24 protein-coding genes and 2 tRNA genes are annotated in these 24,718 nt (G+C 55.1%); 6 read left to right on the top strand and 20 right to left on the bottom strand.

The genetic code is table 11. The features are described 5' to 3' along the window. Positions 1-21: 21 nt before the first annotated feature. Positions 22-666, bottom strand: coding sequence for an NAD(P)H-binding protein (locus M2422_RS17265; protein WP_064673361.1), 645 nt, complete (start codon positions 664-666; stop codon positions 22-24). A gap of 128 nt (positions 667-794) precedes the next feature. Here M2422_RS17265 and M2422_RS17260 point away from each other — a divergent pair, with 128 nt between their 5' ends. Beyond that, positions 795-1,313, top strand: coding sequence for a type 1 glutamine amidotransferase domain-containing protein (locus tag M2422_RS17260; RefSeq protein WP_023333577.1), 519 nt, complete (start codon positions 795-797; stop codon positions 1,311-1,313). On the opposite strand, the gene M2422_RS17255 is transcribed toward M2422_RS17260, so the two are convergent. Continuing rightward, positions 1,293-1,727 (bottom strand): YhbP family protein, encoded by a 435-nt coding sequence (locus M2422_RS17255; RefSeq protein WP_064673362.1) that lies wholly within the window; start codon positions 1,725-1,727, stop codon positions 1,293-1,295. The two genes, M2422_RS17260 and M2422_RS17255, sit on opposite strands and share 21 nt — an antisense overlap. Positions 1,728-1,741: 14 nt before the next feature. On the opposite strand from M2422_RS17255, the gene M2422_RS17250 reads away from it, so the two are divergent. Next, positions 1,742-2,071, top strand: a complete 330-nt coding sequence (locus M2422_RS17250; protein ID WP_023309323.1) for a GIY-YIG nuclease family protein — start codon at positions 1,742-1,744, stop codon at positions 2,069-2,071. Here M2422_RS17250 and M2422_RS17245 read toward each other — a convergent pair. Both M2422_RS17245 and M2422_RS17240 read right to left on the bottom strand, forming a co-directional pair. After that, positions 2,058-2,561, bottom strand: coding sequence for a GNAT family N-acetyltransferase (locus M2422_RS17245; protein WP_023309324.1), 504 nt, complete (start codon positions 2,559-2,561; stop codon positions 2,058-2,060). The two genes, M2422_RS17250 and M2422_RS17245, sit on opposite strands and share 14 nt — an antisense overlap. Continuing rightward, positions 2,555-3,079, bottom strand: a complete 525-nt coding sequence (locus M2422_RS17240; protein WP_029739636.1) for an SCP2 domain-containing protein — start codon at positions 3,077-3,079, stop codon at positions 2,555-2,557. Before M2422_RS17240 ends, M2422_RS17245 begins: the two co-directional genes overlap by 7 nt. Positions 3,080-3,290: 211 nt before the next feature. On the opposite strand from M2422_RS17240, the gene M2422_RS17235 reads away from it, so the two are divergent. The 3 genes from M2422_RS17235 to M2422_RS17225 all read left to right on the top strand — a co-directional run bounded on the left by M2422_RS17235 (position 3,291) and on the right by M2422_RS17225 (position 6,258). After that, a complete protein-coding gene (locus M2422_RS17235; RefSeq protein WP_023309326.1) occupies positions 3,291-4,286 on the top strand; it encodes a peptidase U32 family protein in 996 nt (331 codons plus the stop codon). Positions 4,287-4,293: 7 nt separating this feature from the next. Continuing rightward, the gene (locus M2422_RS17230; RefSeq protein WP_064673363.1) at positions 4,294-5,172 is read left to right on the top strand and encodes a U32 family peptidase; all 879 of its coding nucleotides are present in this window, start codon (positions 4,294-4,296) and stop codon (positions 5,170-5,172) included. A gap of 78 nt (positions 5,173-5,250) precedes the next feature. After that, the gene (locus M2422_RS17225; RefSeq protein WP_259141656.1) at positions 5,251-6,258 is read left to right on the top strand and encodes a luciferase-like monooxygenase; all 1,008 of its coding nucleotides are present in this window, start codon (positions 5,251-5,253) and stop codon (positions 6,256-6,258) included. Between the two features lie 85 nt (positions 6,259-6,343). Here M2422_RS17225 and mtr read toward each other — a convergent pair whose 3' ends face one another. The 12 genes from mtr to M2422_RS17165 form a co-directional block, all read right to left on the bottom strand. After that, positions 6,344-7,588, bottom strand: coding sequence for a tryptophan permease (mtr, locus tag M2422_RS17220; protein WP_039260524.1), 1,245 nt, complete (start codon positions 7,586-7,588; stop codon positions 6,344-6,346). A gap of 142 nt (positions 7,589-7,730) precedes the next feature. Continuing rightward, on the bottom strand, positions 7,731-9,635 hold the full coding sequence (locus M2422_RS17215) for a DEAD/DEAH family ATP-dependent RNA helicase (RefSeq protein ID WP_064673365.1): 1,905 nt from the start codon (positions 9,633-9,635) through the stop codon (positions 7,731-7,733). Then, on the bottom strand, positions 9,628-9,708 hold the full coding sequence (yrbN, locus tag M2422_RS17210) for a protein YrbN (protein WP_097397692.1): 81 nt from the start codon (positions 9,706-9,708) through the stop codon (positions 9,628-9,630). The genes M2422_RS17215 and yrbN overlap by 8 nt, the downstream gene beginning before the upstream one ends. A 107-nt stretch (positions 9,709-9,815) precedes the next feature. Beyond that, positions 9,816-10,700 (bottom strand): lipoprotein NlpI, encoded by an 885-nt coding sequence (gene nlpI / locus M2422_RS17205; protein ID WP_023309331.1) that lies wholly within the window; start codon positions 10,698-10,700, stop codon positions 9,816-9,818. Positions 10,701-10,808: 108 nt separating this feature from the next. Then, positions 10,809-12,947: a polyribonucleotide nucleotidyltransferase gene (pnp, locus tag M2422_RS17200; RefSeq protein ID WP_024906369.1), complete on the bottom strand. Its 2,139-nt coding sequence runs from the start codon at positions 12,945-12,947 to the stop codon at positions 10,809-10,811. A gap of 242 nt (positions 12,948-13,189) precedes the next feature. Next, positions 13,190-13,459 carry a 30S ribosomal protein S15 gene (gene rpsO / locus M2422_RS17195; RefSeq protein ID WP_003861789.1) on the bottom strand — a complete coding sequence of 90 codons (270 nt, stop codon included), beginning with the start codon at positions 13,457-13,459 and terminating at the stop codon, positions 13,190-13,192. A 154-nt stretch (positions 13,460-13,613) separates the two neighbouring features. Then, positions 13,614-14,564, bottom strand: a complete 951-nt coding sequence (gene truB, locus M2422_RS17190) for a tRNA pseudouridine(55) synthase TruB (RefSeq protein ID WP_064673367.1) — start codon at positions 14,562-14,564, stop codon at positions 13,614-13,616. Next, a complete protein-coding gene (rbfA, locus tag M2422_RS17185; protein WP_003024988.1) occupies positions 14,564-14,968 on the bottom strand; it encodes a 30S ribosome-binding factor RbfA in 405 nt (134 codons plus the stop codon). The genes truB and rbfA overlap by 1 nt, the downstream gene beginning before the upstream one ends. An 89-nt stretch (positions 14,969-15,057) precedes the next feature. Further along, entirely contained in the window at positions 15,058-17,745 is a 2,688-nt protein-coding gene (infB, locus tag M2422_RS17180) for a translation initiation factor IF-2 (RefSeq protein ID WP_029739629.1), read from the bottom strand. 24 nt (positions 17,746-17,769) lie between these two features. Further along, positions 17,770-19,272, bottom strand: a complete 1,503-nt coding sequence (gene nusA, locus M2422_RS17175; RefSeq protein WP_029739628.1) for a transcription termination factor NusA — start codon at positions 19,270-19,272, stop codon at positions 17,770-17,772. Positions 19,273-19,300: 28 nt separating this feature from the next. Continuing rightward, positions 19,301-19,753, bottom strand: a complete 453-nt coding sequence (rimP, locus tag M2422_RS17170) for a ribosome maturation factor RimP (protein WP_014833432.1) — start codon at positions 19,751-19,753, stop codon at positions 19,301-19,303. Between the two features lie 207 nt (positions 19,754-19,960). Beyond that, positions 19,961-20,037: transfer RNA gene (locus tag M2422_RS17165), tRNA-Met, on the bottom strand. A 287-nt stretch (positions 20,038-20,324) separates the two neighbouring features. Here M2422_RS17165 and argG point away from each other — a divergent pair. Next, the gene (gene argG, locus M2422_RS17160; protein WP_064673368.1) at positions 20,325-21,671 is read left to right on the top strand and encodes an argininosuccinate synthase; all 1,347 of its coding nucleotides are present in this window, start codon (positions 20,325-20,327) and stop codon (positions 21,669-21,671) included. A gap of 191 nt (positions 21,672-21,862) precedes the next feature. On the opposite strand, the gene M2422_RS17155 is transcribed toward argG, so the two are convergent. The 4 genes from M2422_RS17155 to folP all read right to left on the bottom strand — a co-directional run bounded on the left by M2422_RS17155 (position 21,863) and on the right by folP (position 24,693). Next, a tRNA-Leu gene (locus tag M2422_RS17155) sits at positions 21,863-21,949 on the bottom strand. Between the two features lie 9 nt (positions 21,950-21,958). Further along, complete coding sequence (gene secG, locus M2422_RS17150) at positions 21,959-22,291, bottom strand: preprotein translocase subunit SecG (protein WP_023333590.1); 333 nt, start codon at positions 22,289-22,291, stop codon at positions 21,959-21,961. Positions 22,292-22,514: 223 nt separating this feature from the next. After that, on the bottom strand, positions 22,515-23,852 hold the full coding sequence (gene glmM / locus M2422_RS17145; protein ID WP_045888050.1) for a phosphoglucosamine mutase: 1,338 nt from the start codon (positions 23,850-23,852) through the stop codon (positions 22,515-22,517). Continuing rightward, entirely contained in the window at positions 23,845-24,693 is an 849-nt protein-coding gene (gene folP / locus M2422_RS17140; protein ID WP_048981192.1) for a dihydropteroate synthase, read from the bottom strand. The genes glmM and folP overlap by 8 nt, the downstream gene beginning before the upstream one ends. Between the last annotated feature and the right edge of the window lie 25 nt (positions 24,694-24,718).

The raw sequence follows: 24,718 nt of genomic DNA, 5'->3' as shown, positions 1-24,718 counted from the left end.
TAGGTTATTAGCCGGGGGAGTTTACGCCTCGCCCTGCGCGATTTCACGCAGTTTTGCCGAAGGGATAATGTTGACGCCCGCTTTCGACGGGGCCAGCCCCTCTTTTAGCATCGCGCGCGCGACGTCCCGCGCCTCGATGGATTTCCAGTTGCCGGGAAGAATGCGAAACAGCGGGGCAAATATCGACTCGTTAAACCGGCGTTCATCCCGGTGGCCGATCAGCATCGAAGGGCGCACTATCGTCAGCTGCTCCCATTTCTGCGCAATCAGCGCATCCTCCATCTTGCCCTTTACCTTGTTGTAGAAGAAAGGCGACCCGGCACTGGCGCCCAGCGCGCTGACCACCAGAAAATGTTTGGCCCCCAGCTTTTTCGCCGTGAGCGCGGTATCCACCACCAGCGTATAGTCGGCGTGGATAAAGGCCTCTTTGCTGCCCGCCTCCCGCCGCGTGGTGCCCAGACAGCAAAAGGCGATATCAATGGGATCCTGCACCTGCGCCAGCGCGTCGGTCAGCTGAGGATCGTGCGGATTAAAGGCGCCGGATAAGTCCGCCAGCGGTCGACGCGTCGGGGCGGCGATATAATTCACGCGGCGATCCTGAATCAGCAGCCGCAGCAGATGATCGCCCACTAACCCGGTAGCACCTGTAATCAATACCTGACTCATCTTTTCCCCTTTACAGAATTGTCCGTTTGCGAACTCAGCGTCGTCGACCACACTTAGAAGTCTGTTACGGGTAAGTATTTACCACAAGCGGAGAAAAATCAGTCTGAAGCCAAAACAACGGAGGAAGCATGGGCAAGAAAATCGCAGTCTTGATTACCGACGAGTTTGAAGATTCAGAATTCACCTCTCCAGCAGAGGCGTTCCGCAAGGCGGGACATGAGGTCATCACCATTGAGAAAGAGGCGGGTAAAACGGTGACAGGCCATAAGGGCGAGGCGACCGTAACCATCGATGAGACCATCGATAACGTGAGCCCCTCAGATTTTGACGCCCTGCTGTTACCCGGCGGTCATTCCCCGGATTCCCTGCGCGGGGACGAGCGCTTCGTGACCTTCACCCGAGACTTTGTCTCGACCGGCAAACCGGTCTTTGCCATCTGTCACGGCCCGCAGCTGCTCATCAGCGCAGAAGTGGTCCGCGGGCGAAAGCTTACCGCCGTGAAACCGATCGTTATCGATCTGAAAAACGCGGGGGCCGAGTTTTACGATCAGGAGGTGGTCAACGACAAAGACCAGCTGATCACCAGCCGAACCCCGGACGATCTCCCGGCGTTTAACCGCGAAGCGCTACGCCTGCTCGGCGCGTAACCAGTGCAGCTTCTTGCCAAAGCCCAGGGTGTTGTCGGTAAATTTCAGCTCATCGAGGCGGATTTCCCACACCGGGGCTTTTAGCGCAGCGGCAACGGGAAAGCGGCGCGTGTAGAGCTTACGGCGCGCGTCGCTCTCTTCACCATCCAGACGACGGATCTCCCCTTTAAACTGCACGCCGCGGATCAGCGCGACCGTTTTCGGCTGGCCGTTTACCGTGCCTGCCACCTTTGCCTGCTGGCCGCTCATCTGCGCATGACGCGTTTTGTCTTCACTCATGACATAAAAAGCCACGCGCTCAGGGTCATAGTAGTAAAACGCATTTGCGCACCACATTTCACCCTCGTCACAGACGCACCAGGTGACAACATGCTGCTTCGCCAGCCAGCGGTTAATGGCGGCCAGTGTTTCCATTTTCGTTCTCTCTCATGCTATGGTGCGTTCACCTTAACATACTGAATCCGTTTACCGTGTGCTGGTTTCTCTATCTTGTCCGAACCGCTGATAACGCCCTCTACACCGGGATCACCACCGATGTGGCGCGGCGTTTTTTACAGCATCAAACGGGGAAAGGGGCAAAAGCGCTACGGGGGAAAGGGGAATTACAGCTCGCCTTCTCAGCGGCCGTCGGCGACCGATCGCTGGCGCTCAGGCTGGAATACCGCATCAAGCAGCTGACGAAGCGCCAGAAAGAGCGCCTCGTGACCGGAGACGGCTCCTTTGAGGCGCTGCGCGAGAGCCTGATTAAAAGCGATTGAAATGGTCGTGATACTCGACCAGGCCATTGACGCCGTTGAGCGCGTCGTCCGCCAGTCGATGGACCTGGAAAGCGGATTCCGTACCCGGCCAGCGACAGCGCAGATCGTAATGCGCGGCCTGCTCAAAGCCTAAACGGCCATAGAACGCCGGATCGCCCAGCGTGACAACGGCCGCGTAACCGAACTCATTGAGCGAATCCAGCCCTTCATAGACCAGCTGGCGTGCCAGCCCCTGCCCGCGATAGCTTTCATCTACCGCCAGCGGCGCCATGCCTACCCACTGCAGCTCTTCGCCCTGAACGATGACCGGACTGAAGGCAACATAACCCACCACCTGACCTTCGTCATCGGTGGCAACCAGCCCCAGCGTAATCAGGCCGTCTTCGCGAAGGTCGTGGACCAGTTGGGCTTCGGCATCGCTCGCAAAGGCGCGGCGTAACAACGCATCGATCCCCGGCGCATCAATCCCAATTTCGACTCGAATCAGCATGGCTCACCTACTGAAGTGTGTTTACCGTCCGGCGGGGTTTTCAGCCCTGCCTCAACGAAATCTGCCATTTGCATTAACATCACGCGCAGCGCTTTTGGCATCTGCTCCAGCTCAATGGCATCCATTAAATTCTTCACGTACAGGCCCAGCTCCGTGTCGCCTTCAATTACCAGACGGCGCTGGAAGAAGAGCGTATCCGGATCCTGCTTGCGCGCGGCGATCATCAGCAGATCGCTGGCGTTGGCGCTAAAGCTCACATCCGCGTCGGCGGATTCGCGTACGATCAGCTGGTCATTCTCAACGGAGGTAAACCAGCGCAGCCCGATGTCACGCACCTCAATGCTTAACCAGCGACCTTCCAGGAATTCCAGCTCGCCGTCCTGCAGCGCCTGGCGGAACTGCCAACTCAGGACCTGCTCCAGCACCTGGCGTTTTAGCGCGAACGGCGCCAGCTTGACCGGCACGCTCAGCATTGATGGTCCAAATTGTACGAGACGTGAACGCAGTTTATCCAGCACGAGCTTTACTCCCTGATATCTATAGTCCTGCTATTTTGCCATATCCGAAGCGCAACATAGCGGCGTAAATCAACAAACCGTCGTCAGCCGTACCTCATTATTGGTGTCATCAATACGCCATTAGCTGCCTTAAATCAAAAATTGTCGCGTATGGGTTAATTAAAATCCCAGCTCGTTAACAATTTTGCGATCGACTACATCAGGATAAATTATGGAGCTGCTCTGCCCTGCCGGAAATCTTCCGGCGCTTAAGGCGGCCATCGAAAATGGGGCCGATGCGGTCTATATCGGGCTGAAAGATGACACCAACGCCCGCCATTTTGCTGGCCTCAACTTTACGGAGAAAAAGCTTCAGGAAGCCGTTAACTTCGTTCACCAGCACCGCCGCAAGCTGCATATCGCCATCAATACCTTTGCTCATCCTGACGGCTACGCCCGCTGGCAGCGCGCGGTGGATATGGCGGCACAGCTGGGTGCCGATGCGCTGATCCTGGCCGACCTCGCCATGCTTGAGTATGCGGCAGAACGCTATCCCCATATTGAGCGCCACGTCTCTGTTCAGGCATCTGCCACCAACGAAGAGGCGGTGCGTTTTTACCATCAACACTTTGACGTGGCCCGCGTGGTGCTGCCGCGCGTGCTCTCTATTCATCAGGTTAAGCAACTCGCGCGCGTCACGCCAGTACCGCTGGAAGTTTTTGCCTTTGGCAGCCTGTGCATCATGGCCGAAGGCCGCTGCTATCTTTCCTCTTATTTAACCGGTGAATCGCCGAATACCGTCGGGGCCTGCTCTCCTGCCCGCTTTGTTCGCTGGCAGCAGACCCCGCAGGGGCTGGAGTCTCGCCTGAATGAGGTGCTGATTGACCGCTACCAGGACGGGGAAAACGCCGGTTATCCCACCCTGTGTAAAGGCCGCTATCTGGTCGACGGCGAGCGCTATCACGCGCTGGAAGAGCCGACCAGCCTCAACACGCTGGAGCTGCTGCCGGAACTGCTGGCGGCCAATATTGCCTCGGTGAAAATCGAAGGCCGCCAGCGCAGCCCGGCCTATGTGAGCCAGGTAGCGAAAGTGTGGCGTCAGGCCATCGACCGCTGCATGGCGGACCCGCAGAACTACGCTCCACAGCAGGCCTGGATGGAAACGCTTGGTTCGATGTCCGAAGGCACGCAAACCACGCTGGGCGCGTATCACCGTAAATGGCAGTGAGAAAATCATGAAATATTCATTAGGACCGGTGCTCTACTACTGGCCAAAAGAGACGCTGGAAGATTTTTACCAACAGGCCGCGACCAGCAGCGCCGACGTGATTTACCTCGGCGAAGCGGTGTGCAGCAAGCGCCGCGCCACCAAAGTGGGCGACTGGCTGGATATGGCGAAAGGACTTGCCGACAGCGGCAAGCAGGTGGTGCTCTCCACGCTCGCGCTGGTGCAGGCGTCGTCCGAACTGGGCGAGCTGAAGCGCTACGTTGAAAACGGCGAGTTCCTGCTGGAAGCGAGCGATCTGGGCGTGGTGAACATGTGCGCTGAACGCAGGCTGCCGTTCGTCGCGGGTCATGCCCTCAACTGCTACAACGCCGTCACCCTGCGCCTGCTGCTCAAACAGGGGATGACGCGCTGGTGCATGCCGGTGGAACTCTCCCGCGACTGGCTGGCAAACCTGCTTAACCAGTGCGACGAGCTGGGCATTCGCAATCAGTTTGAAGTGGAAGTGCTGAGCTACGGCCATCTGCCGCTGGCCTACTCCGCCCGCTGCTTTACCGCGCGCTCGGAAGACCGCCCGAAAGACGAATGCGAAACCTGCTGCATTAAGTACCCGAACGGACGCAGCATGCTGTCGCAGGAGAATCAGCAGGTGTTTGTCCTCAACGGTATTCAGACCATGAGCGGCTATGTCTATAACCTCGGCAACGAGCTGGCGTCGATGGACGGGCTGGTGGATATGGTTCGGCTGTCGCCGCTGGATACCGGCGTATTCGCGATGCTAGACGCCTTCCGCGCCAATGAAGACGGCGCCGCGCCGCTGCCGCTGACGGCAAACAGCGACTGCAACGGCTACTGGAGACGGCTTGCCGGGCTGGAGCTGCAGGCGTAAAAAAGGCTCACTTTGTTAACAACGGTTATCATTATTTAATGCAGTATTAAAGATTCACCGTCGACAAAGTGAGCTGTTATGACTGACAAAACCATTCCATTTTCGGTGCTGGATCTGGCGCCGATCCCACAAGGCTCCTCGGCAAGAGAAGCCTTTTCGCACTCTCTCGATCTCGCTCAGCTGGCCGAAAAGCGTGGCTATCACCGCTACTGGCTGGCCGAGCACCACAATATGGTTGGCATCGCCAGCGCCGCGACCTCGGTACTGATCGGCTATCTGGCGGCAAATACCACCACCCTGCATCTGGGCTCCGGTGGCGTAATGCTGCCGAACCACGCCCCGCTGGTGATTGCCGAGCAGTTTGGCACCCTGAATACCCTCTATCCTGGGCGTATAGATTTAGGGCTTGGTCGTGCGCCGGGCAGCGACCAGCCAACGATGCGCGCCCTGCGCCGCCATATGAGCGGCGATATCGACAACTTCCCGCGCGACGTGGCCGAGCTGGTGGACTGGTTCGACGCGCGCGATCCGAACCCGCACGTGCGCCCGGTACCGGGCTACGGTGAGAAGATCCCGGTGTGGCTGTTAGGCTCAAGCCTCTACAGCGCACAGCTCGCCGCGCAGCTTGGGCTGCCGTTTGCGTTTGCCTCGCACTTCGCGCCGGATATGCTGCATCAGGCGCTGCATCTTTACCACACGAACTTTAAACCGTCCGAGCGTCTGGAGAAGCCGTACGCGATGGTGTGCATTAACATCATTGCCGCCGACAGCAATCGCGACGCGGAATTCCTGTTTACCTCAATGCAGCAGGCGTTTGTGAAGCTGCGCCGCGGTGAGACGGGCCAGCTTCCACCGCCGGTGGAGAATATGCATCAGCTGTGGTCCGCCTCCGAGCAGTATGGCGTGCAGCAGGCGCTGAGCATGTCGCTGGTAGGCGATAAATCGAAAGTGCGCCACGGGCTGGACGCAGTGCTGCGCGAAACGCAGGCGGATGAGATTATGGTTAACGGCCAGATTTTCGATCACCAGGCGCGTTTGCATTCGTTTGATTTGGCCATGCAGGTGAAAGAAGAGTTGGTGGGGTAGCCTTTTTGCCGGATGGCGGCTTCGCCTTATCCGGCCTACGCGATCCCTGTAGGCCCGGTAAGCTTAACGCCACCGGGCAATGTATTTACTGGTAGACAGGCAACAGATTAAAACTCGACAGCACGTGTACCAGAGCGTTACCAACGCCGAATACCAGAATCAGCACAATCATCGGCTTGCCGCCCCAGACGCGGAATTTCGGGCTACCGAAGCGTTTACGTGATTTGCGCGCCAGCAGCGCCGGCACAATTGCCGCCCAGATAGTAGCCGCCAGCCCTGCATAGCCGATGGCGTACAGGAAGCCGTTCGGCCACAGCAGGCCGCCCACAATCGGCGGCAGGAAGGTCAGCAGCGCGGTTTTTAAACGCCCCATCGCAGAATCATCAAAGCCGAACAGATCCGCCAGATAGTCAAACAGGCCCAGCGTCACGCCCAGGAAAGAGCTCGCCACCGCAAAGTTAGAGAAGATAACCAGCAGTAGGTCCAGACTGCGGCTGTTCAGCACGCCGCTCAGCGCCTGCACCAGCACGTCGATGTTTCCGCCCTTCTGGGCAATGCCGATAAATTCCGGACGTGGGATGTTGCCCATCGTCCCCAGCAGCCAAATCACATACAGACCCAGCGCCAGCAGCGTGCCGTAGACCAGACACTTCACAATGGTGCGCGGATCTTTGCCGTAGTACTTCATCAGGCTCGGCACGTTACCGTGGTAACCGAACGACGCCAGACAGAACGGCAGCGTCATCAGCAGGTACGGCGTGTAGGAGGTGTTCACTTCGGCGACGTTAAACAGCGTGGCGGGCGTCACGTGCCCCAGCAGGCTGCCGAAGGTCAGGAAGAAAGTGATGACCTTCGCGCCTAATACGATCGCCGTCATGCGGCTCACCGCTTTGGTACTCATCCAGACGATAAACGCCACAGCCAGCGCAAAACATAACCCTGCCAGACGCGCCGGAACGTTCAGCGACATCTCCGAGAAGGTGTGATGCAGAATCGAGCCGCTCGCCGAAATATACGCGTAGGTCAGGATATAGAGCACAAACGCGATGGACAGGCCGTTCACCAGGTTCCAGCCTTTGCCCAGCAGATCTTTGGTGATGGTGTCGAAGCTGGAGCCAATGCGGTAGTTCAGGTTTGCTTCAAGGATCATCAGCCCGGAATGGAGCATGCAGAACCAGGTAAAGACCAGCGCCGCCAGCGACCAGAAGAACCACGCACCGGACATGACCACTGGCAGGGAAAACATCCCGGCACCAATGATGGTTCCGCCGATGATCACCACGCCGCCAAGCAGCGAAGGTGACGTTTGGGTGGTGGTTAGTGTCGCCATACAGCCTTTTCTCCAGTCAATCATGCGGTTCTGCATTTTAATGTGACGCACTGTACCAGTACAAGAGTACAAAAGGAATAAAAAAAGCCCCGATAGCGTGTATCGGGGCTGTATATTTTACTTTACGTCAGAAGCGTAAGGCTTACGCGTCACCGAAACGACGGCGGCTGGTGCCTTCTTCACGACGTGGGCCGCGGTTTTCGCGACGCTCGCCGGAGAAACGACGACCTTCACCACCGCGACCTTCGCTGCGGCCGCCTTCACGACGCTCGCCACCGAAGCTGCGACCACCGCCACGACGTTCACCACCGCGGTCTGGACGTGGCTGTGCATCGCCCATCAGCTGCATGTTCATCGGTTTGTTCAGGATGCGGGTACGCGTAAAGTGCTGCAGCACTTCGCCCGGCATGCCTTTTGGCAGCTCGATGGTAGAGTGGGATGCGAACAGCTTGATGTTACCGATGTAACGGCTGCTGATGTCGCCTTCGTTAGCGATCGCGCCAACGATGTGACGAACTTCAACGCCGTCATCACGGCCCACTTCAATGCGGTACAGTTCCATATCACCCGCGTCACGACGTTCACGACGTGGACGGTCTTCACCACCACGCTCTGGACGGTCACCACGTGGGCCACGGTCATTGCGGTCATTACGGTCGCCACGACGTTCGAAGCGATCGTCACGGTCACGGAATTCACGCTTAGGACGCATCGGCGCATCTGGTGGCACGATCAGGCTACGTTCGCCCTGAGCCATTTTCAGCAGTGCTGCAGCCAGGGTTTCCATGTCCAGCTCTTCGCCTTCAGCGGTAGGCTGAATCTGCGACAGCAGCGCACGGTACTGGTCCAGATCGCTGCTTTCCAGCTGCTGCTGTACTTTCGCGGCGAATTTTTCCAGGCGGCGTTTGCCCAGCAGATCTGCGTTTGGCAGGTCAGCTTCTGGAATGGTCAGCTTCATGGTGCGTTCAATGTTACGCAGCAGACGACGCTCGCGGTTCTCAACGAACAGCAGCGCACGACCCGCACGACCCGCACGACCGGTACGGCCGATACGGTGAACGTAAGACTCGGAATCCATCGGGATGTCGTAGTTCACAACCAGGCTGATACGCTCAACGTCCAGACCACGTGCTGCCACGTCGGTTGCAATCAGGATATCCAGACGACCGTCTTTCAGACGCTCCAGAGTCTGCTCACGCAGGGCCTGGTTCATGTCGCCGTTCAGCGCTGCGCTGTTATAGCCGCTACGCTCCAGGGCTTCAGCCACTTCCAGGGTCGCGTTTTTGGTACGAACGAAGATAATCGCCGCATCAAAATCTTCCGCTTCCAGGAAACGTACCAGCGCTTCGTTTTTGCGCATGCCGTACACAGACCAGTAGCTCTGGCTGATGTCCGGGCGAGTGGTAACGCTGGACTGAATACGCACTTCCTGAGGATCTTTCATGAAGCGCTTAGTGATACGACGAATCGCTTCTGGCATGGTGGCAGAGAACAGCGCGGTCTGATGACCGTCCGGGATCTGCGCCATGATGGTTTCGACGTCTTCGATGAAGCCCATACGCAGCATTTCATCTGCTTCATCCAGTACCAGGCCGCTCAGTTTAGAGAGGTCCAGAGTACCGCGCTTCAGGTGATCCAGCAGACGGCCCGGCGTACCGACAACAATCTGTGGGCCCTGGCGCAGGGCGCGTAACTGCACGTCATAACGCTGGCCGCCGTACAGGGCTACCACGTTTACGCCGCGCATATGTTTAGAGAATTCCGTCATGGCTTCTGCAACCTGAACAGCCAGTTCACGGGTTGGAGCCAGGACGAGGATCTGCGGTGCACGCAGGTCCGGATCAATGTTGTTCAGCAGCGGCAGCGAGAATGCTGCAGTTTTACCGCTACCAGTCTGGGCCATGCCCAGCACGTCACGACCAGAAAGCAGGTGTGGGATACACTCAGCCTGGATCGGAGATGGTTTTTCGTAACCCAGATCGTTAAGGGCTTCAAGGATAGGAGCCTTCAGGCCCAGATCTGCAAAAGTGGTTTCGAATTCAGCCATGTAGTACAAGTGCCTCGATATTAATGGCGGCCAGTCTACTTAGCTCATCGTGAAAATGATTAGCAATTTTCATTGAAAAGTGTGAACCGGCTCAAAGTAGGTGTATTGACGAACAACAACGCCCTCACCAGTTAAGGTGATGGCAATCAAAAGATTACGGGCTGATGTTTATGTCGTCAGCTATTGCTGGTCCGATTCTGCCAGGTCGTCATGCTCCTGGCCCAAGAGCGATAATTCCAACAATGCATAACGGTGCTCAACGAAGTTGTGTACGTTGTTAGCAACCGCTAATTTGAACAGTGCCGTAGCGCTGTCCATATCCCCCAGACTTAGGTAGTACTTACCTAAATAGAAGTTGGTTTCACTGAGATGCTCAGCGAGCGAGGTGTTATCCGTTGCGTCCGCCTTGAGGCGTTCCATCAGCGTTGCTTCGCTAATGTTGCCCAGGTAGAACTCGACAATGTTCCATCCCCACTGTTCCTTGTCCGATTTATCGAAGCGCTGTTTCAGTGCCTCTTTTGCCTGCTTCTCATCGAGCTTCCGCTCAACGATGTAAAGCCACAGGCTACGGAAAGGATCATTAGGATCGTCTTGATAAAACGCCAGCAGATCATCTTGCGCTAACTTATCACGACCGCCGTAATACAATGCGATACCGCGATTCAAGTGCGCGTAGTTGTAAGTTGGATCAAGCTCAAGTACAGAATCAAACGCTTCATAGGCAGCATCAAAATTGCCTGCCTGCGTTAAATAAATGCCTAAGTAATTGAATACTTCAGGCATATCAGGTCGGATAGCCAGCGCTTGTGAAAAATCATTTCGCGCCAATGCCCTCAGACCGAGACTATCATACAACACTCCGCGCTCATATAAAAGCTGTGCGCGTTCTTCATCGGTTAAAGCCCGACTGGCAAGTATTTGTTCCATGCGTGCCAGAATCACTTCCTGCTGCAAAGTCGGTTGCAATGGCACTGCGAGGACTTCGCTCTTACGCCAGGCAGAGTTGCTGCATCCTGCCAGCGTTAAAGCTGTCGCAACGAAACACCAGCGCAAAAAAGGCTTCATTTCCCACTCCCGAAGACAACTATTGGATGAACGTCCTGTCCCCCGGCGGCTTAACAAGGCGTCCTGCCTGATAATAGGCCCTCCGCAAAGCGGAGGGCAAATGGCAACTTACTCGCCTTGCTGTTCTGCTGCCTGTGCTTCTGGCGCAGCAGCTGGCTGAGACTGCTCGGTTGCTTCTTTAATGCTCAGACGGATACGGCCCTGGCGATCAACTTCCAGAACTTTCACCGGGACTTCCTGACCCATCTGCAGGTAATCGGTCACTTTCTCAACGCGCTTGTCAGCGATCTGAGAGATGTGAACCAGACCTTCTTTACCGCCACCGATGGCAACGAACGCGCCAAAGTCAACGATACGGGTCACTTTACCTGCATAGACGCGGCCCACTTCGATCTCTGCCGTGATTTCTTCGATGCGACGGATCGCGAATTTCGCTTTCTCGCCGTCGGTTGCTGCGATCTTCACAGTACCGTCATCTTCGATTTCGATCGTGGTGCCAGTCTCTTCGGTCAGCGCACGGATTACGGAACCGCCCTTACCGATAACATCTTTGATCTTGTCTGGATTGATCTTGATGGTGTGGATACGTGGAGCGAACTGAGAAATGTCGCCACGCGGCGCGTTAATCGCCTGTTCCATCACGCCCAGGATGTGCAGACGCGCACCTTTAGCCTGGTTCAGAGCAACCTGCATGATCTCTTTGGTGATACCTTCAATTTTGATATCCATCTGCAGCGCAGAGATACCTTCGCGGGAACCCGCTACTTTGAAGTCCATATCGCCCAGGTGGTCTTCGTCACCCAGAATGTCAGACAGAACAACGAAGTTGTCGCCTTCTTTCACCAGGCCCATTGCGATACCCGCAACAGCGGCTTTGATCGGCACGCCTGCATCCATCAGCGCCAGAGAAGCACCACACACGGAAGCCATGGAAGAAGAACCGTTGGATTCGGTGATTTCAGAAACCACACGAACGGTATACGGGAATTTGTCAGCTTCTGGCATCACTGCCAGCACGCCGCGCTTCGCCAGACGACCGTGACCAATTTCACGACGCTTCGGCGAGCCAACCATACCGGTTTCGCCTACGGAGTACGGAGGGAAGTTGTAGTGGAACAGGAAGCTGTCAGTGCGCTCGCCCATCAGTTCGTCGATGATCTGTGCATCACGTGCAGTACCCAGGGTCGCGGTAACCAGCGCCTGCGTTTCGCCACGGGTGAACAGCGCGGAACCGTGAGTACGTGGCAGAACGCCAGTACGCACATCCAGACCACGGATCATGTCTTTTTCGCGGCCATCGATACGCGGCTCGCCTGCCAGTACGCGGCTACGAACAACGTTTTTCTCGATTGCGTGCAGGATGTCGCTCAGTTCGTTAGCGTCCAGCGTTTCGTCTTCAGCAACCAGCGTCGCGATAGTTTCAGACTTGATCACGTCAACCTGAGCGTAACGCTCCTGTTTGTCAGTGATGCGGTATGCATCGCTCAGACGAGATTCTGCCAGAGCTGCAACACGTGCGTTCAGCGCGTCGTTTGCTGCTTCTGGCTGCCAGTCCCAACGTGGTTTACCGGCTTCTTTCACCAGGTCGTTGATGTTCTGGATAACGATCTGCTGCTGGTCGTGGCCAAATACCACAGCGCCCAGCATCTGGTCTTCGCTCAGCAGTTCAGCTTCGGATTCAACCATCAGCACAGCCGCTTCAGTACCCGCAACAACCAGGTCCAGCTTACTTTCTTTCAGCTCTTCCTGGGTTGGGTTCAGCACGTACTGGTCGTTGATGTAGCCAACGCGCGCGGCACCGATTGGGCCATTGAATGGAATACCAGACAGTGACAGGGCAGCGGATGCGCCGATCATGGCAACGATGTCCGGGTTAACCTGTGGGTTAACGGAAACAACGGTCGCGATAACCTGTACTTCGTTAACGAAGCCTTCCGGGAACAGCGGGCGAACCGGGCGGTCAATCAGACGCGCAATCAGGGTTTCGCCTTCGCTTGGACGGCCTTCACGACGGAAGAAACCACCCGGGATTTTACCGGCAGCGTAGGTACGCTCCTGGTAGTTAACGGTCAGCGGGAAGAAGTCCTGACCTGGTTTAGCTTTTTTCTGGCCAACAACGGTAACGAATACCGCAGTGTCATCCATGCTTACCATAACGGCAGCAGTAGCCTGACGTGCCATCATGCCGGTTTCCAGCGTGACGGTATGTTGACCATACTGGAATTTACGAACGATCGGATTCAGCAAAGTTCTGTCCTTTCTTAAATGTTTGACAGCACACCACCGGTGTGCTGTCGATTTAACCCGACCTTCTTCGCATCCTCGCGACTAATGACAACCAACACCCCCATGGGTGAAGCCTCTCATTAGCCGCGCGAACCTCTGCAATGAAGATCATTTATAGCAACAATACAATAGTTTCCAGTGAATTGCTGCCGTCTGGTTGAAAAAAGGGGCCATCAGGCCCCCTTTTCTGAAACTCGCAAGAATTAGCGACGCAGACCCAGACGCTCGATCAGCGCGGTGTAGCGTGCAACATCTTTACGTTTCAGGTAGTCGAGCAGTTTACGACGCTGAGAAACCATACGCAGCAGACCACGACGGCTGTGGTGATCTTTTTTGTGCTCTGCAAAGTGACCCTGCAGGTGGTTAATCTGTGCAGTCAGCAGTGCAACCTGAACTTCGGTAGAACCGCTGTCGTTAGTACCACGACCAAACTCAGAAACGATTTTAGCTTTAGCTTCAACGCTTAGAGACATTTTCAAACTCCAAAGTATAAAGAATGTAAGGATGCCGATCTCTAATTCAGCAATCCCATGTACGCCCCGCAGATTGTTAAACAATTTACCAGGCGTTAAGCGGCGATATTCTACTCGTCTCCCCTGCTTATCGCAAGACGAGGTGTTATCACCGTCACGCGTCGACCGGATATTCGACGACCAGACGACGCGGCGCAACGCGCCCTTCGCCATCCATTTCGCCCATACCGATGAATTTCCCTTCGTCACCTTCGGTCACGCGTACCAGTCCTTCCAGCGGCGCTTGTGCCGTACGAACCGGGTTGCCGTTCTTAAAGTAAACGGACGATGTTAAAGGAAGATTAACAACCGGGAAGTCCGCTGCCGGACTGTCCATCGGCATCAGCAAAGGATCCAGCAAATCTGCCGGCGCAATCCCCTGCGCTTCCGCCTGTTCTACCAGCTCGCGCAGATATTCCAGGGTCACCATCCGCTCCACCGGGTACTTGCTCACCGCCAGGCGGCGCAGGTAAATCACATGCGCGCCGCAGCCCAGCTTTTCACCGAGGTCGTCGATGATGGTGCGAATATAGGTCCCTTTCGAACAGTGTACTTCCAGCTCCAGTTCATCACCTTCGTGGCGAATAAACAGCAGCTCGTACACGGTTATCGGACGGGCTTCACGCGGAACGTCAATGCCCTGGCGCGCATATTCGTAGAGCTTCTTGCCCTGATATTTCAGCGCCGAATACATCGACGGCACCTGCATCGTGTCTCCACGGAAGCTCTCCAGCGCAGCATTAAGCTGCTCCGCGCTGAACGTCACCGGACGCTCTTCCACCACCAGGCCATCCGCGTCGGAGGTATCCGTGCGCTGGCCCAGTTTAGCGATAACGCGGTAGCGCTTATCGGAGTCGAGCAGGTACTGGGAAAACTTTGTCGCCTCTCCCAGGCAGACCGGCAGCATGCCGGTTGCCAGCGGATCGAGCGCGCCGGTGTGGCCCGCACGGTTGGCGTTATAAATGCGCTTAACTTTCTGCAGCACGTCGTTGCTGGAAGCGCCCTGGGGTTTATCCAGCAGCAGCACACCATGCACGTCGCGACCGCGACGACGAGGACGACTCATTAGTCCTCCTTGCTATCGTCCGCCGGGTTAACACGACGCTCGTCATCATGTTTAACCACGCTGGTCACCAGGTTGGACATACGCATACCTTCGACCAGCGAGTTGTCGTAGAAGAAGGTCAGCTCAGGCACGATGCGCAGGCGCATCGCTTTGCCTAGCAGGGAGCGGATGAAACCAGAGGCTTCCTGCAGCGCTTTAATGCCGTTTTTCACTGCCGCTTCGTCCTGATCGTTCAGGAAGGTGACGAACACTTTTGCATAGGCCAAATCGCGGGACATTTCGACACCGGAAACGGTGGTCATCATGCCGACGCGTGGGTCTTTAATTTCACGTTGCAGAATGAGTGCGATCTCTTTCTGCATTTCCTGCGCTACGCGCTGAGGGCGACCAAATTCTTTCGCCATAATAAATTCTCCAGACAAAAAAGGGGCTAAAAGCCCCTTTTAAAATTATTGCCGGGTGGCGCGAGGCGATCCCGGCTTACAATCGGTAATTAAGCGATGGTACGCTGAATTTCGATGATCTCGAACACTTCGATCATATCGCCAACGCGAACGTCGTTGTAGTTCTTCACGCCGATACCACATTCCATGCCGTTACGGACTTCGTTAACGTCATCTTTGAAGCGGCGCAGGGATTCCAGCTCGCCTTCGTAGATAACCACGTTGTCACGCAGTACGCGGATTGGGTTGTGACGCTTGATGTTACCTTCGGTAACCATACAGCCCGCGATCGCACCGAATTTCGGTGATTTGAACACGTCACGTACTTCAGCCAGACCGATGATCTGCTGTTTCAGCTCAGGAGACAGCATGCCGCTCATCGCTGCTTTCACTTCGTCGATCAGGTTATAGATGACGGAGTAGTAACGCAGATCCAGGCTTTCGGCTTCAATTACTTTACGCGCAGATGCATCCGCACGAACGTTGAAGCCAACCAGGATAGCGTTGGAGGCAGCAGCCAGGGTCGCGTCAGTTTCGGTGATACCACCTACGCCAGAACCGATGATCTTCACTTTCACTTCGTCGGTAGACAGTTTCAGCAAGGAGTCGGAGATCGCTTCCACAGAACCCTGAACGTCAGCTTTCAGAACGATGTTCACTTCGTGAACTTCGCCCTCGGTCATGTTGGCAAACATGTTCTCGAGTTTAGATTTCTGCTGGCGAGCCAGTTTAACTTCACGGAATTTGCCCTGACGATACAGCGCAACTTCACGCGCTTTCTTCTCGTCACGCACAACGGTCACTTCGTCACCGGCAGCCGGAACACCGGACAGACCCAGGATTTCCACTGGAATGGACGGACCCGCTTCCAGAACTTCCTGACCCAGTTCGTTACGCATCGCACGAACGCGGCCGTATTCGAAGCCACACAGAACGATGTCGCCCTTGTTCAGGGTACCTTCGCGTACCAGAACGGTTGCAACCGGACCACGACCTTTATCCAGGAAGGATTCGATTACCGCGCCGCTCGCCATACCATTACGGATCGCTTTCAGCTCCAGTACTTCAGCCTGCAGCAGGATCGCGTTCAGCAGGTCGTCGATACCGGTACCCGCTTTCGCAGATACTGGGATGAACTGCGCTTCACCGCCCCACTCTTCCGGCATAACGCCGTACTGAGACAGTTCGTTCTTCACGCGGTCCAGATCGGCTTCTGGCTTATCGATTTTGTTGACTGCAACAACCAGAGGCACCTGCGCCGCTTTCGCGTGCTGGATAGCTTCGATGGTCTGTGGCATCACGCCGTCGTCTGCGGCAACAACCAGTACAACGATATCCGTTGCCTGAGCACCACGAGCACGCATTGAGGTAAACGCTGCGTGGCCTGGGGTATCCAGGAAGGTGATCATGCCGTTTTCGGTTTCTACGTGGTAAGCACCGATGTGCTGGGTAATACCACCCGCTTCACCAGAGGCAACCTTAGTAGAACGAATGTAGTCAAGCAGAGAGGTTTTACCGTGGTCAACGTGACCCATGATGGTCACAACCGGTGCACGCGGTTCAGCCGCAGCGCCAGTATCACGGTCGCTCATTACTGCTTCTTCCAGCTCGTTTTCACGACGCAGGATAACTTTGTGGCCCATCTCTTCAGCAACCAGCTGTGCGGTTTCCTGGTCGATGACCTGGTTGATGGTCGCCATGGCGCCCAGTTTCATCATCGCTTTGATGACCTGAGAGCCTTTAACCGCCATCTTGTTCGCCAGATCGCCAACGGTGATGGTTTCGCCAATCACGACGTCACGGTTAACGGCCTGAGCAGGCTTCTGGAAGCTCTGCTGCAGAGCGGAACCTTTACGCTTACCGCCTTTACCGCCGCGAACAGCAGCGCGTGCTTCTTCACGGTCAGCTTTGGATTCAGCGTGTTTGTTGCCTTTTTTCGCCGGACGCGCTGCTTTTGCATTACGGCCACGGCCACGACCGCCTTCAACTTCACGGTCATTATCATCTTCAGCCTGACGCGCATGCTGAGAAGTGGTCACGTGATAGTCGCTGGTGTCTTCAGTCGGCTCAACGGTATTCACACCATTCTTCTCGTTTTCTTCTGCCATACGGCGCGCTTCTTCGGCGACGCGGCGAGCTTCTTCTTCCAGCTTACGGCGGGCTTCTTCTTCCGCTTTACGCTTCAGCTCGGCAGCTTCATTTTCACGGCGGGCTTTTTCAGCCTGGGCGGTTTTGGTCATTTCGTCTGTCTGTTGATTGCTCACTTTGTCTTTTTCCGCAGCGTCACGCTTCACTTTATCACTTGCGTCGCGTTTCGCTTTTTCTGCGGCCTCACGTTCAGCTTTTAATTCTGCTTCACGTTTGGCGGTTGCTTCCGCCTCACGCTGAGCTTGTTCTTCCGCTTCACGCTGTGCCTGCTCTTCCGCGGCAAGGCGTTCTGCCTCTTGCGGATCACGTTTTACAAAGGTGCGCGTCTTGCGGACTTCAATTTGGACCGATTTGCTTTTGCCACCGGTACCAGGGATGTTTAACGTGCTACGCGTTTTGCGCTGCAGCGTTAACTTGTCAGGCGTCGAACCGTGTTCACGGTTCAGGTGCGTTAACAAGGTTTGTTTTTCTTGCGCGGTCACCGAGTCATCAGCGGACTTCGGGATCCCTGCATCAGCAAATTGCTGTACCAGGCGGTCCACGGAGGTCTGAATCTCAGCAGCCAGCGATTTTACAGTTACATCAGTCATGCTGTTCCTTCCTGCTACAGTTTATTACGCTTCGTCGCCGAACCAGCAAATATTACGTGCGGCCATGATGAGCTCGCCGGCTTTCTCGTCGGTTAAACCTTCGATATCAGCCAGGTCATCAACGCCTTGCTCAGCGAGATCTTCCAGCGTACAAACACCACGGGCAGCCAGCTTGAACGCAATCGCACGATCAAGACCTTCCAGATTCAGCAGGTCATCAGCCGGCTTCTTATCGCCAAGGCTTTCTTCCTGAGCCAGTGCCAGGGTGGTCAGTGCGTTTTTAGCGCGTTCACGCAGGGCTTCAACGGTTGGTTCATCCAGACCGTCAATTTCCAGCAGCTCTTTCATTGGCACATAGGCCAGTTCTTCCAGCGTAGAGAAACCTTCTTCAACCAGAACAGTGGCGAAGTCTTCGTCAATATCCAGGTATTTAGTGAAGGTATCGATCGCCGCATGGGCTTCAGCCTGATGCTTAGCCTGCAGGTCATCAACGGTCATTACGTTGAGTTCCCAGCCGCTCAGCTGTGACGCCAGGCGTACGTTCTGACCGTTACGGCCGATTGCCTGCGCCAGGTTGCCCGCTTCAACAGCGATATCCATGGTGTGTTTGTCTTCGTCAACAACGATAGACGCCACATCAGCTGGAGCCATTGCGTTGATCACGAACTGCGCCGGGTTGTCATCCCACAGAACGATATCAATACGTTCGCCGCCCAGCTCAGTCGAAACTGCCTGAACGCGCGCACCGCGCATACCGACGCAAGCACCGACCGGGTCGATACGCTTGTCGTTGGTTTTCACCGCAATTTTCGCACGGGAGCCCGGATCGCGAGCCGCCGCTTTAATCTCGATAACTTCTTCACCGATTTCCGGCACTTCGATACGGAACAGTTCTACCAGCATTTCTGGTTTAGAACGGGTCACGAACAGCTGTGCACCACGCGCTTCAGGGCGAACGGCGTACAGAACACCGCGAATACGGTCGCCTGGGCGGAAGTTTTCACGCGGCAGCATATCTTCACGCAGGATCACGGCTTCAGCGTTACCCGGCAACCCTTCGGATTTGATCTCCAGGGAGATGTTGTCGCGGTTCACTTTCTTCACCACGCCGGTGATGATCTCGCCTTCCTGATCGCGGAACTGATCGACAACCAGCGCACGCTCGGCTTCGCGCACTTTCTGCACGATAACCTGTTTAGCGGTCTGAGTCGTGATACGGTCGAAGGTCACAGATTCAATCTGATCTTCTACGTACTCACCCACGTTCAGACTTTCGTCTTCAAAACGGGCAGCTTCCAGCGTGATCTCTTTGGTCGGCTGGGTCACTTCTTCAACGATTACCCAACGACGGAATGTATCGAAGTCACCGCTTTTACGATCGATTTCTACGCGAACATCGATCTCTTGTTCGTATTTTTTCTTGGTTGCTGTAGCCAGTGCACTTTCCAGCGCTTCGAAAATCTTCTCACGCGGCAGTGATTTCTCGTTGGAGACGGCTTCAACAACAGCCAAAATTTCTTTGTTCATCGCGGGCTTTTCACCTCAATCCAGACTGTTAAAAGTGGGGAACCAGGTTCGCCTTCTGGATATTACTCAGCGCGAACACTTCATCTTTGCCTTCGACTGTCACCGTGATCATTTCACCATCAACGGCTTTGATAATTCCCTGCCATTTACGGCGGTTCTGTACGGCCATACGCAGAACGAGAGCCACTTCTTCACCGGTAAAGCGCACATAGTGCTCGGCCGTGAACATCGGGCGATCGAGGCCAGGTGAGGAAACTTCCAGGTTGTACGCAACGGTAATCGGGTCTTCAACATCAAGAACCGCACTCACCTGGTGGCTGACATCAGCACAATCATCAACATTGATGCCATCTTCACTATCAATATAGATGCGCAGCGTCGATGTACGGCCGCGAACGAATTCGATGCCGACCAGTTCGTAGCCCAGTGCTTCGACCGGTGCAGTAATCATCTCTGTTAATTTTTGCTCTAATGTGGACAAGCCCACCCCCAAGACATAAAAAAAGGGCGTAAAGCCCAGTTATTCTGTAGTCAGATAACAAAAAACCCCGATAAATCGGGGCTTTAGATAACTGAACCCTATAGCCACAACTGTGGCCTGGAGCACTTTCCGAAAGAATTTTTTCAAATCCAGCTACGAAGGCTCTAAGTCTTCACAGTATATTTGAAAAAGAACTTTATGGGAAAGTGGTTGCGGGGGCCGGATTTGAACCGACGACCTTCGGGTTATGAGCCCGACGAGCTACCAGGCTGCTCCACCCCGCGCCTGAAACGTGGCAAATTCTACGCGTTTTGGACAGAATTTGCAAATAATGCTGGGATTTGGTACCGAAGACGGGACGTAAAATCGGCGTTTAGTATATTGATAGTTGACCCCACCTGTCAACCCAACTTCCGCCAGATCGATTAGACCAAAATTTTTACAAAAAACGCACGACTCTCTTCCGGTCTTCGCCAAAAGATGATTAAATGAATACTCACTTATTTTGCATAAAAATGCACAAGAGAGCGAAAGCGGTCTCTAATCAGTCAATCAAGCAGGGTTTTATTCTATGACGACGATTCTCAAGCATCTTCCGGTAGGACAACGTATTGGCATCGCTTTCTCGGGCGGCCTGGATACCAGCGCTGCACTGCTGTGGATGCGCCAGAAGGGAGCGGTTCCGTACGCCTATACTGCGAACCTGGGTCAGCCGGATGAGGACGACTACGATGCCATTCCTCGTCGCGCTAAAGAGTATGGTGCAGAGAACGCGCGCCTGATTGACTGCCGTAAGCAACTGGTCGCTGAAGGTATCGCGGCTATTCAGTGCGGTGCGTTCCATAACACCACCGGCGGCCTGACCTATTTCAACACCACCCCGCTGGGCCGTGCGGTCACCGGCACCATGCTGGTTGCGGCGATGAAAGAAGACGGCGTCAACATCTGGGGTGACGGTAGCACCTACAAAGGTAACGATATTGAACGTTTCTATCGTTATGGCCTGCTGACCAACGCCGAACTGCAGATCTACAAGCCGTGGCTGGATACCGACTTCATCGACGAGCTGGGTGGCCGTCATGAAATGTCCGAGTTTATGATCGCCTGCGGCTTCGACTATAAGATGTCAGTCGAGAAGGCCTACTCCACCGACTCCAACATGCTGGGTGCGACGCACGAAGCGAAAGACCTGGAATTCCTGAACTCCAGCGTGAAGATCGTTAACCCGATCATGGGCGTGAAGTTCTGGGACGAGAACGTCAAAATCCAGGCTGAAGAAGTGACCGTGCGTTTCGAACGCGGCCATCCGGTTTCGCTGAACGGTAAAACCTTCTCTGATGATGTTGAACTAATGCTGGAAGCTAACCGTATTGGTGGTCGTCACGGTCTGGGCATGAGCGATCAGATTGAAAACCGCATCATCGAAGCGAAAAGCCGTGGCATCTATGAAGCCCCGGGAATGGCGCTGCTGCACATCGCTTACGAGCGTCTGCTGACCGGCATTCACAACGAAGACACCATTGAGCAGTATCACTCTCATGGCCGTCAGCTGGGTAAACTGCTGTATCAGGGCCGCTGGTTCGATCCACAGGCGCTGATGCTGCGTGATGCGCTGCAGCGTTGGGTGGCAAGCGCGATCACCGGTGAAGTCACGCTGGAGCTGCGTCGCGGAAACGACTACTCCATCCTGAACACCGTGTCTGACAACCTGACCTATAAAGCAGAGCGTCTGACCATGGAGAAAGGTGAATCCGTGTTCTCACCGGACGATCGTATTGGTCAGCTGACCATGCGTAACCTGGACATCACCGATACCCGCGAGAAGCTGTTCAACTATGTTGAGAATGGCCTGCTCTCCGCCAGTTCAGGTAACGGTCTGCCGCAGGTTGAAAACCTGGAGCACAGCGATAAGAAGTAATCGCTGATGTAACATGCAAAAGGCGCCCACAGGGCGCCTTTTTTATTTTGATTTTCGTAGGCCCGATAAGCGCAGCGCCACCGGGCAACATGGCGGTTGACGCATGCGCTTACCCGCCCTACAAAAGATCGGAGATCTCGCAGTCTACAGACGAAAAAAAAACGTCTTTCGACGTCTTTCTTCTGGAATATTGGTACCGAGGATGGGACTCGAACCCACAAGCCCGTTAGGGCACTACCACCTCAAGGTAGCGTGTCTACCAATTCCACCACCTCGGTACAGAATACTTAGTGCGGGATATCGCTGGTTGGCTTAGCCGGTGCAGCTGGCTGAGTTTGCTCAGTTTTCGCTGGCGCGCTCAGATTTTCCCACTCACTTCCTTTGCTGGTCTTGTTGCTGTTGATATTGCCAAGCACAAGGCTGATGATGAAGAACAGCGTAGCCAGAATCGCCGTTGTGCGGGTCATGAAGTTCGCAGAACCACTTGAACCGAACAGCGTACCGGAAGCGCCTGCTCCGAAGGAGGCTCCCATATCAGCGCCTTTACCTTGCTGCAGCATGATCAGCGCTACGAGAGCGATGGCTACAATAAGGAAAATAACTAAAAGAGCTTCGTACATAATCAACCTGTTCCTTGCGGATTTGCCGCATACCAATGCTTCGACCAATTAGCAGGATTTTTGTTTCCCACTGAAGCGGGTGTGAATACTAACCAAAGCGAATGACCTTCGCAAGGGCATTTTTGACGCATTGTATCAACTGCGGAAAAAAACAGCAAAAAGCCATTAATTGCTTAAAACAAAGGCGACAAAAGCCGCCTTTTTATACATTTAGCGTGCACGATTATGCAGCTTTCACAGCGTCCGCAATACGGTGTGCAAATTCGGTTACCTGCGCTTCGTCTTCACCTTCCACCATCACGCGGATCAGCGGTTCAGTACCGGACTTACGCAACAGCACGCGTCCACGATTGCCCAGGGCCGCTTCAACGTCAGCCATCACCGCTTTGACGTTCTCGTTTTCCAGCGGATCGCCTTTACCGGCAGTGAAGCGTACGTTTACCAGGATCTGTGGGAACATTTTCATCCCGCTGCACAGATCGTGCAGGTTCATATGGTTGCGCGCCATTGCGGCAACCACCTGCAGCGCGGCCACGATACCGTCCCCAGTGGTAGTTTTGTCGAGCAGGATAACGTGACCCGAGTTTTCTGCGCCGATGCGCCAGCCCTTCTCCTGTAGTTTTTCCAGCACATAGCGGTCACCCACTTTCGCGCGGACAAACGGAATACCGAGCTGTTTCAGCGCCAGTTCCAGGCCCATGTTACTCATCAGCGTGCCCACCGCACCGCCGCGCAGCTGGCCCTGACGCAGGCCCTCACGGGCAATGATGTAGAGGATCTGATCGCCGTCGACCTTGTTACCTTCGTGGTCGACCATGATCACGCGGTCACCGTCGCCGTCCAGGGCAATGCCCAGGTCGGCTTTCTCTGCCAGAACACGCGCCTGCAGGGCACGAACATCAGTTGCACCCACCTGCTCGTTAATGTTCAGACCATCCGGCTCGCAGCCAATGGTGATGACTTTCGCACCCAGTTCGCGGAAGACATTCGGGGCGATGTGATAGGTCGCGCCGTTTGCACAGTCCACCACAATTTTGAGGTGAGCCAGGCTCAGCTCATTCGGGAAGGTGCCTTTACAGAATTCGATATAACGGCCCGCCGCATCAACGATACGGTTCGCTTTACCCAGCTCTGCGGAATCAACGCAGGTGATCTCTTTTTCCATTTCGGCTTCAATGGCTTCTTCCACGTCATCCGGGAGCTTGGTGCCGTCAATGGAGAAGAATTTAATGCCGTTGTCGTAGAACGGGTTGTGAGAAGCTGAGATAACAATCCCCGCTTCCGCACGGAAAGTGCGCGTCAGATACGCGACAGCAGGCGTTGGCATTGGGCCCGTAAAGGAAGCGGACAGTCCAGCCGCCGCCAGACCCGCCTCCAGCGCGGACTCCAGCATATAGCCGGAAATACGGGTGTCTTTACCGATAATGATCTTACGGGAACCATGACGCGCCAGCACTTTGCCAGCAGCCCAGCCGAGCTTCAGGACAAAATCAGGGGTGATGGGAGCATCGCCTACACGCCCACGGATACCATCGGTGCCAAAATACTTACGATTACTCATAGCGTTTGTTTTCCTTCGCTGCCAGTGTGGCTTCCACCACACGCATGGCTTCTACTGTTTCTTTGACGTCATGGACACGAATAATGTGCGCGCCCTGCATCGCCGCAATCACCGCGCAGGACAGGCTGCCGCTCAGGCGTTCGCTCGGCCCCACGTTCAGCAACTGCCCAATCATCGACTTTCTCGACATCCCCACCAGCAGCGGCAGGTCAAAGTGATGGAATTCCGATAAGCGCGCAAGCAACGCATAATTGTGGGAGAGATTTTTACCGAAACCGAACCCCGGGTCGAGCAACAATTTCTCTTTTGGGATACCTGCACGTTCGCAGCGCGCAATATGTTCAATAAAGAAGCGATTCACGTCGGCAAAGACATCGTCATACTTCGGTGCTTCCTGCATGGTTTTCGGTTGGCCCTGCATGTGCATCAGGCATACCGGTAACCCGGTCTCTGCCGCAGCTTCAAGTGCGCCGGGCTCAGTGAGCGAGCGAATATCATTGATAATGTGAGCGCCCACTCTCGCCACTTCACGAATCACTTCGGGTTTAGAGGTATCAACGGAGATCCATACTTCAAACCGCTGCGCGATAGCTTCAACCACCGGCACCACGCGCGCCAGCTCTTCTTCCACAGACACGTCAGCCGCACCAGGACGCGTCGATTCGCCGCCCACGTCAATAATGGTGGCACCCGCATTAATCATTAGATTCGCGTGTTTAACCGCCTCGATAAGCGTGTTATGCGTGCCGCCGTCAGAGAAGGAGTCAGGGGTAACATTCAGGATCCCCATCACATGGGGATGTGAAAGATCGAGATGCGAGTCCTGAGCGAATAATTTCATGGCGAAATCCCTGGTATCTATATCG

It is taken from the genome of Enterobacter sp. SLBN-59 (assembly GCF_024807915.1).
GTDB lineage: Bacteria > Pseudomonadota > Gammaproteobacteria > Enterobacterales > Enterobacteriaceae > Enterobacter > Enterobacter asburiae_B.
The sequence above is the reverse complement of the archived record's forward strand: the minus strand, read 5'-3'. Positions and strand labels throughout refer to the sequence as shown.

What these genes read in the sequence shown, in the direction of transcription:
- M2422_RS17265 (WP_064673361.1), bottom strand. Translation starts at nt 666, where the DNA reads ATGAGTCAGGTATTGATTACAGGTGCTACCGGGTTAGTGGGCGATCAT.
- M2422_RS17260 (WP_023333577.1), top strand. Translation starts at nt 795, where the DNA reads ATGGGCAAGAAAATCGCAGTCTTGATTACCGACGAGTTTGAAGATTCA.
- M2422_RS17255 (WP_064673362.1), bottom strand. Translation starts at nt 1,727, where the DNA reads ATGGAAACACTGGCCGCCATTAACCGCTGGCTGGCGAAGCAGCATGTT.
- M2422_RS17250 (WP_023309323.1), top strand. Translation starts at nt 1,742, where the DNA reads ATGCTATGGTGCGTTCACCTTAACATACTGAATCCGTTTACCGTGTGC.
- M2422_RS17245 (WP_023309324.1), bottom strand. Translation starts at nt 2,561, where the DNA reads ATGCTGATTCGAGTCGAAATTGGGATTGATGCGCCGGGGATCGATGCG.
- M2422_RS17235 (WP_023309326.1), top strand. Translation starts at nt 3,291, where the DNA reads ATGGAGCTGCTCTGCCCTGCCGGAAATCTTCCGGCGCTTAAGGCGGCC.
- M2422_RS17230 (WP_064673363.1), top strand. Translation starts at nt 4,294, where the DNA reads ATGAAATATTCATTAGGACCGGTGCTCTACTACTGGCCAAAAGAGACG.
- M2422_RS17225 (WP_259141656.1), top strand. Translation starts at nt 5,251, where the DNA reads ATGACTGACAAAACCATTCCATTTTCGGTGCTGGATCTGGCGCCGATC.
- mtr (WP_039260524.1), bottom strand. Translation starts at nt 7,588, where the DNA reads ATGGCGACACTAACCACCACCCAAACGTCACCTTCGCTGCTTGGCGGC.
- M2422_RS17215 (WP_064673365.1), bottom strand. Translation starts at nt 9,635, where the DNA reads ATGGCTGAATTCGAAACCACTTTTGCAGATCTGGGCCTGAAGGCTCCT.
- yrbN (WP_097397692.1), bottom strand. Translation starts at nt 9,708, where the DNA reads ATGAAAATTGCTAATCATTTTCACGATGAGCTAAGTAGACTGGCCGCC.
- nlpI (WP_023309331.1), bottom strand. Translation starts at nt 10,700, where the DNA reads ATGAAGCCTTTTTTGCGCTGGTGTTTCGTTGCGACAGCTTTAACGCTG.
- rpsO (WP_003861789.1), bottom strand. Translation starts at nt 13,459, where the DNA reads ATGTCTCTAAGCGTTGAAGCTAAAGCTAAAATCGTTTCTGAGTTTGGT.
- truB (WP_064673367.1), bottom strand. Translation starts at nt 14,564, where the DNA reads ATGAGTCGTCCTCGTCGTCGCGGTCGCGACGTGCATGGTGTGCTGCTG.
- rbfA (WP_003024988.1), bottom strand. Translation starts at nt 14,968, where the DNA reads ATGGCGAAAGAATTTGGTCGCCCTCAGCGCGTAGCGCAGGAAATGCAG.
- infB (WP_029739629.1), bottom strand. Translation starts at nt 17,745, where the DNA reads ATGACTGATGTAACTGTAAAATCGCTGGCTGCTGAGATTCAGACCTCC.
- nusA (WP_029739628.1), bottom strand. Translation starts at nt 19,272, where the DNA reads ATGAACAAAGAAATTTTGGCTGTTGTTGAAGCCGTCTCCAACGAGAAA.
- argG (WP_064673368.1), top strand. Translation starts at nt 20,325, where the DNA reads ATGACGACGATTCTCAAGCATCTTCCGGTAGGACAACGTATTGGCATC.
- secG (WP_023333590.1), bottom strand. Translation starts at nt 22,291, where the DNA reads ATGTACGAAGCTCTTTTAGTTATTTTCCTTATTGTAGCCATCGCTCTC.
- glmM (WP_045888050.1), bottom strand. Translation starts at nt 23,852, where the DNA reads ATGAGTAATCGTAAGTATTTTGGCACCGATGGTATCCGTGGGCGTGTA.
- folP (WP_048981192.1), bottom strand. Translation starts at nt 24,693, where the DNA reads ATGAAATTATTCGCTCAGGACTCGCATCTCGATCTTTCACATCCCCAT.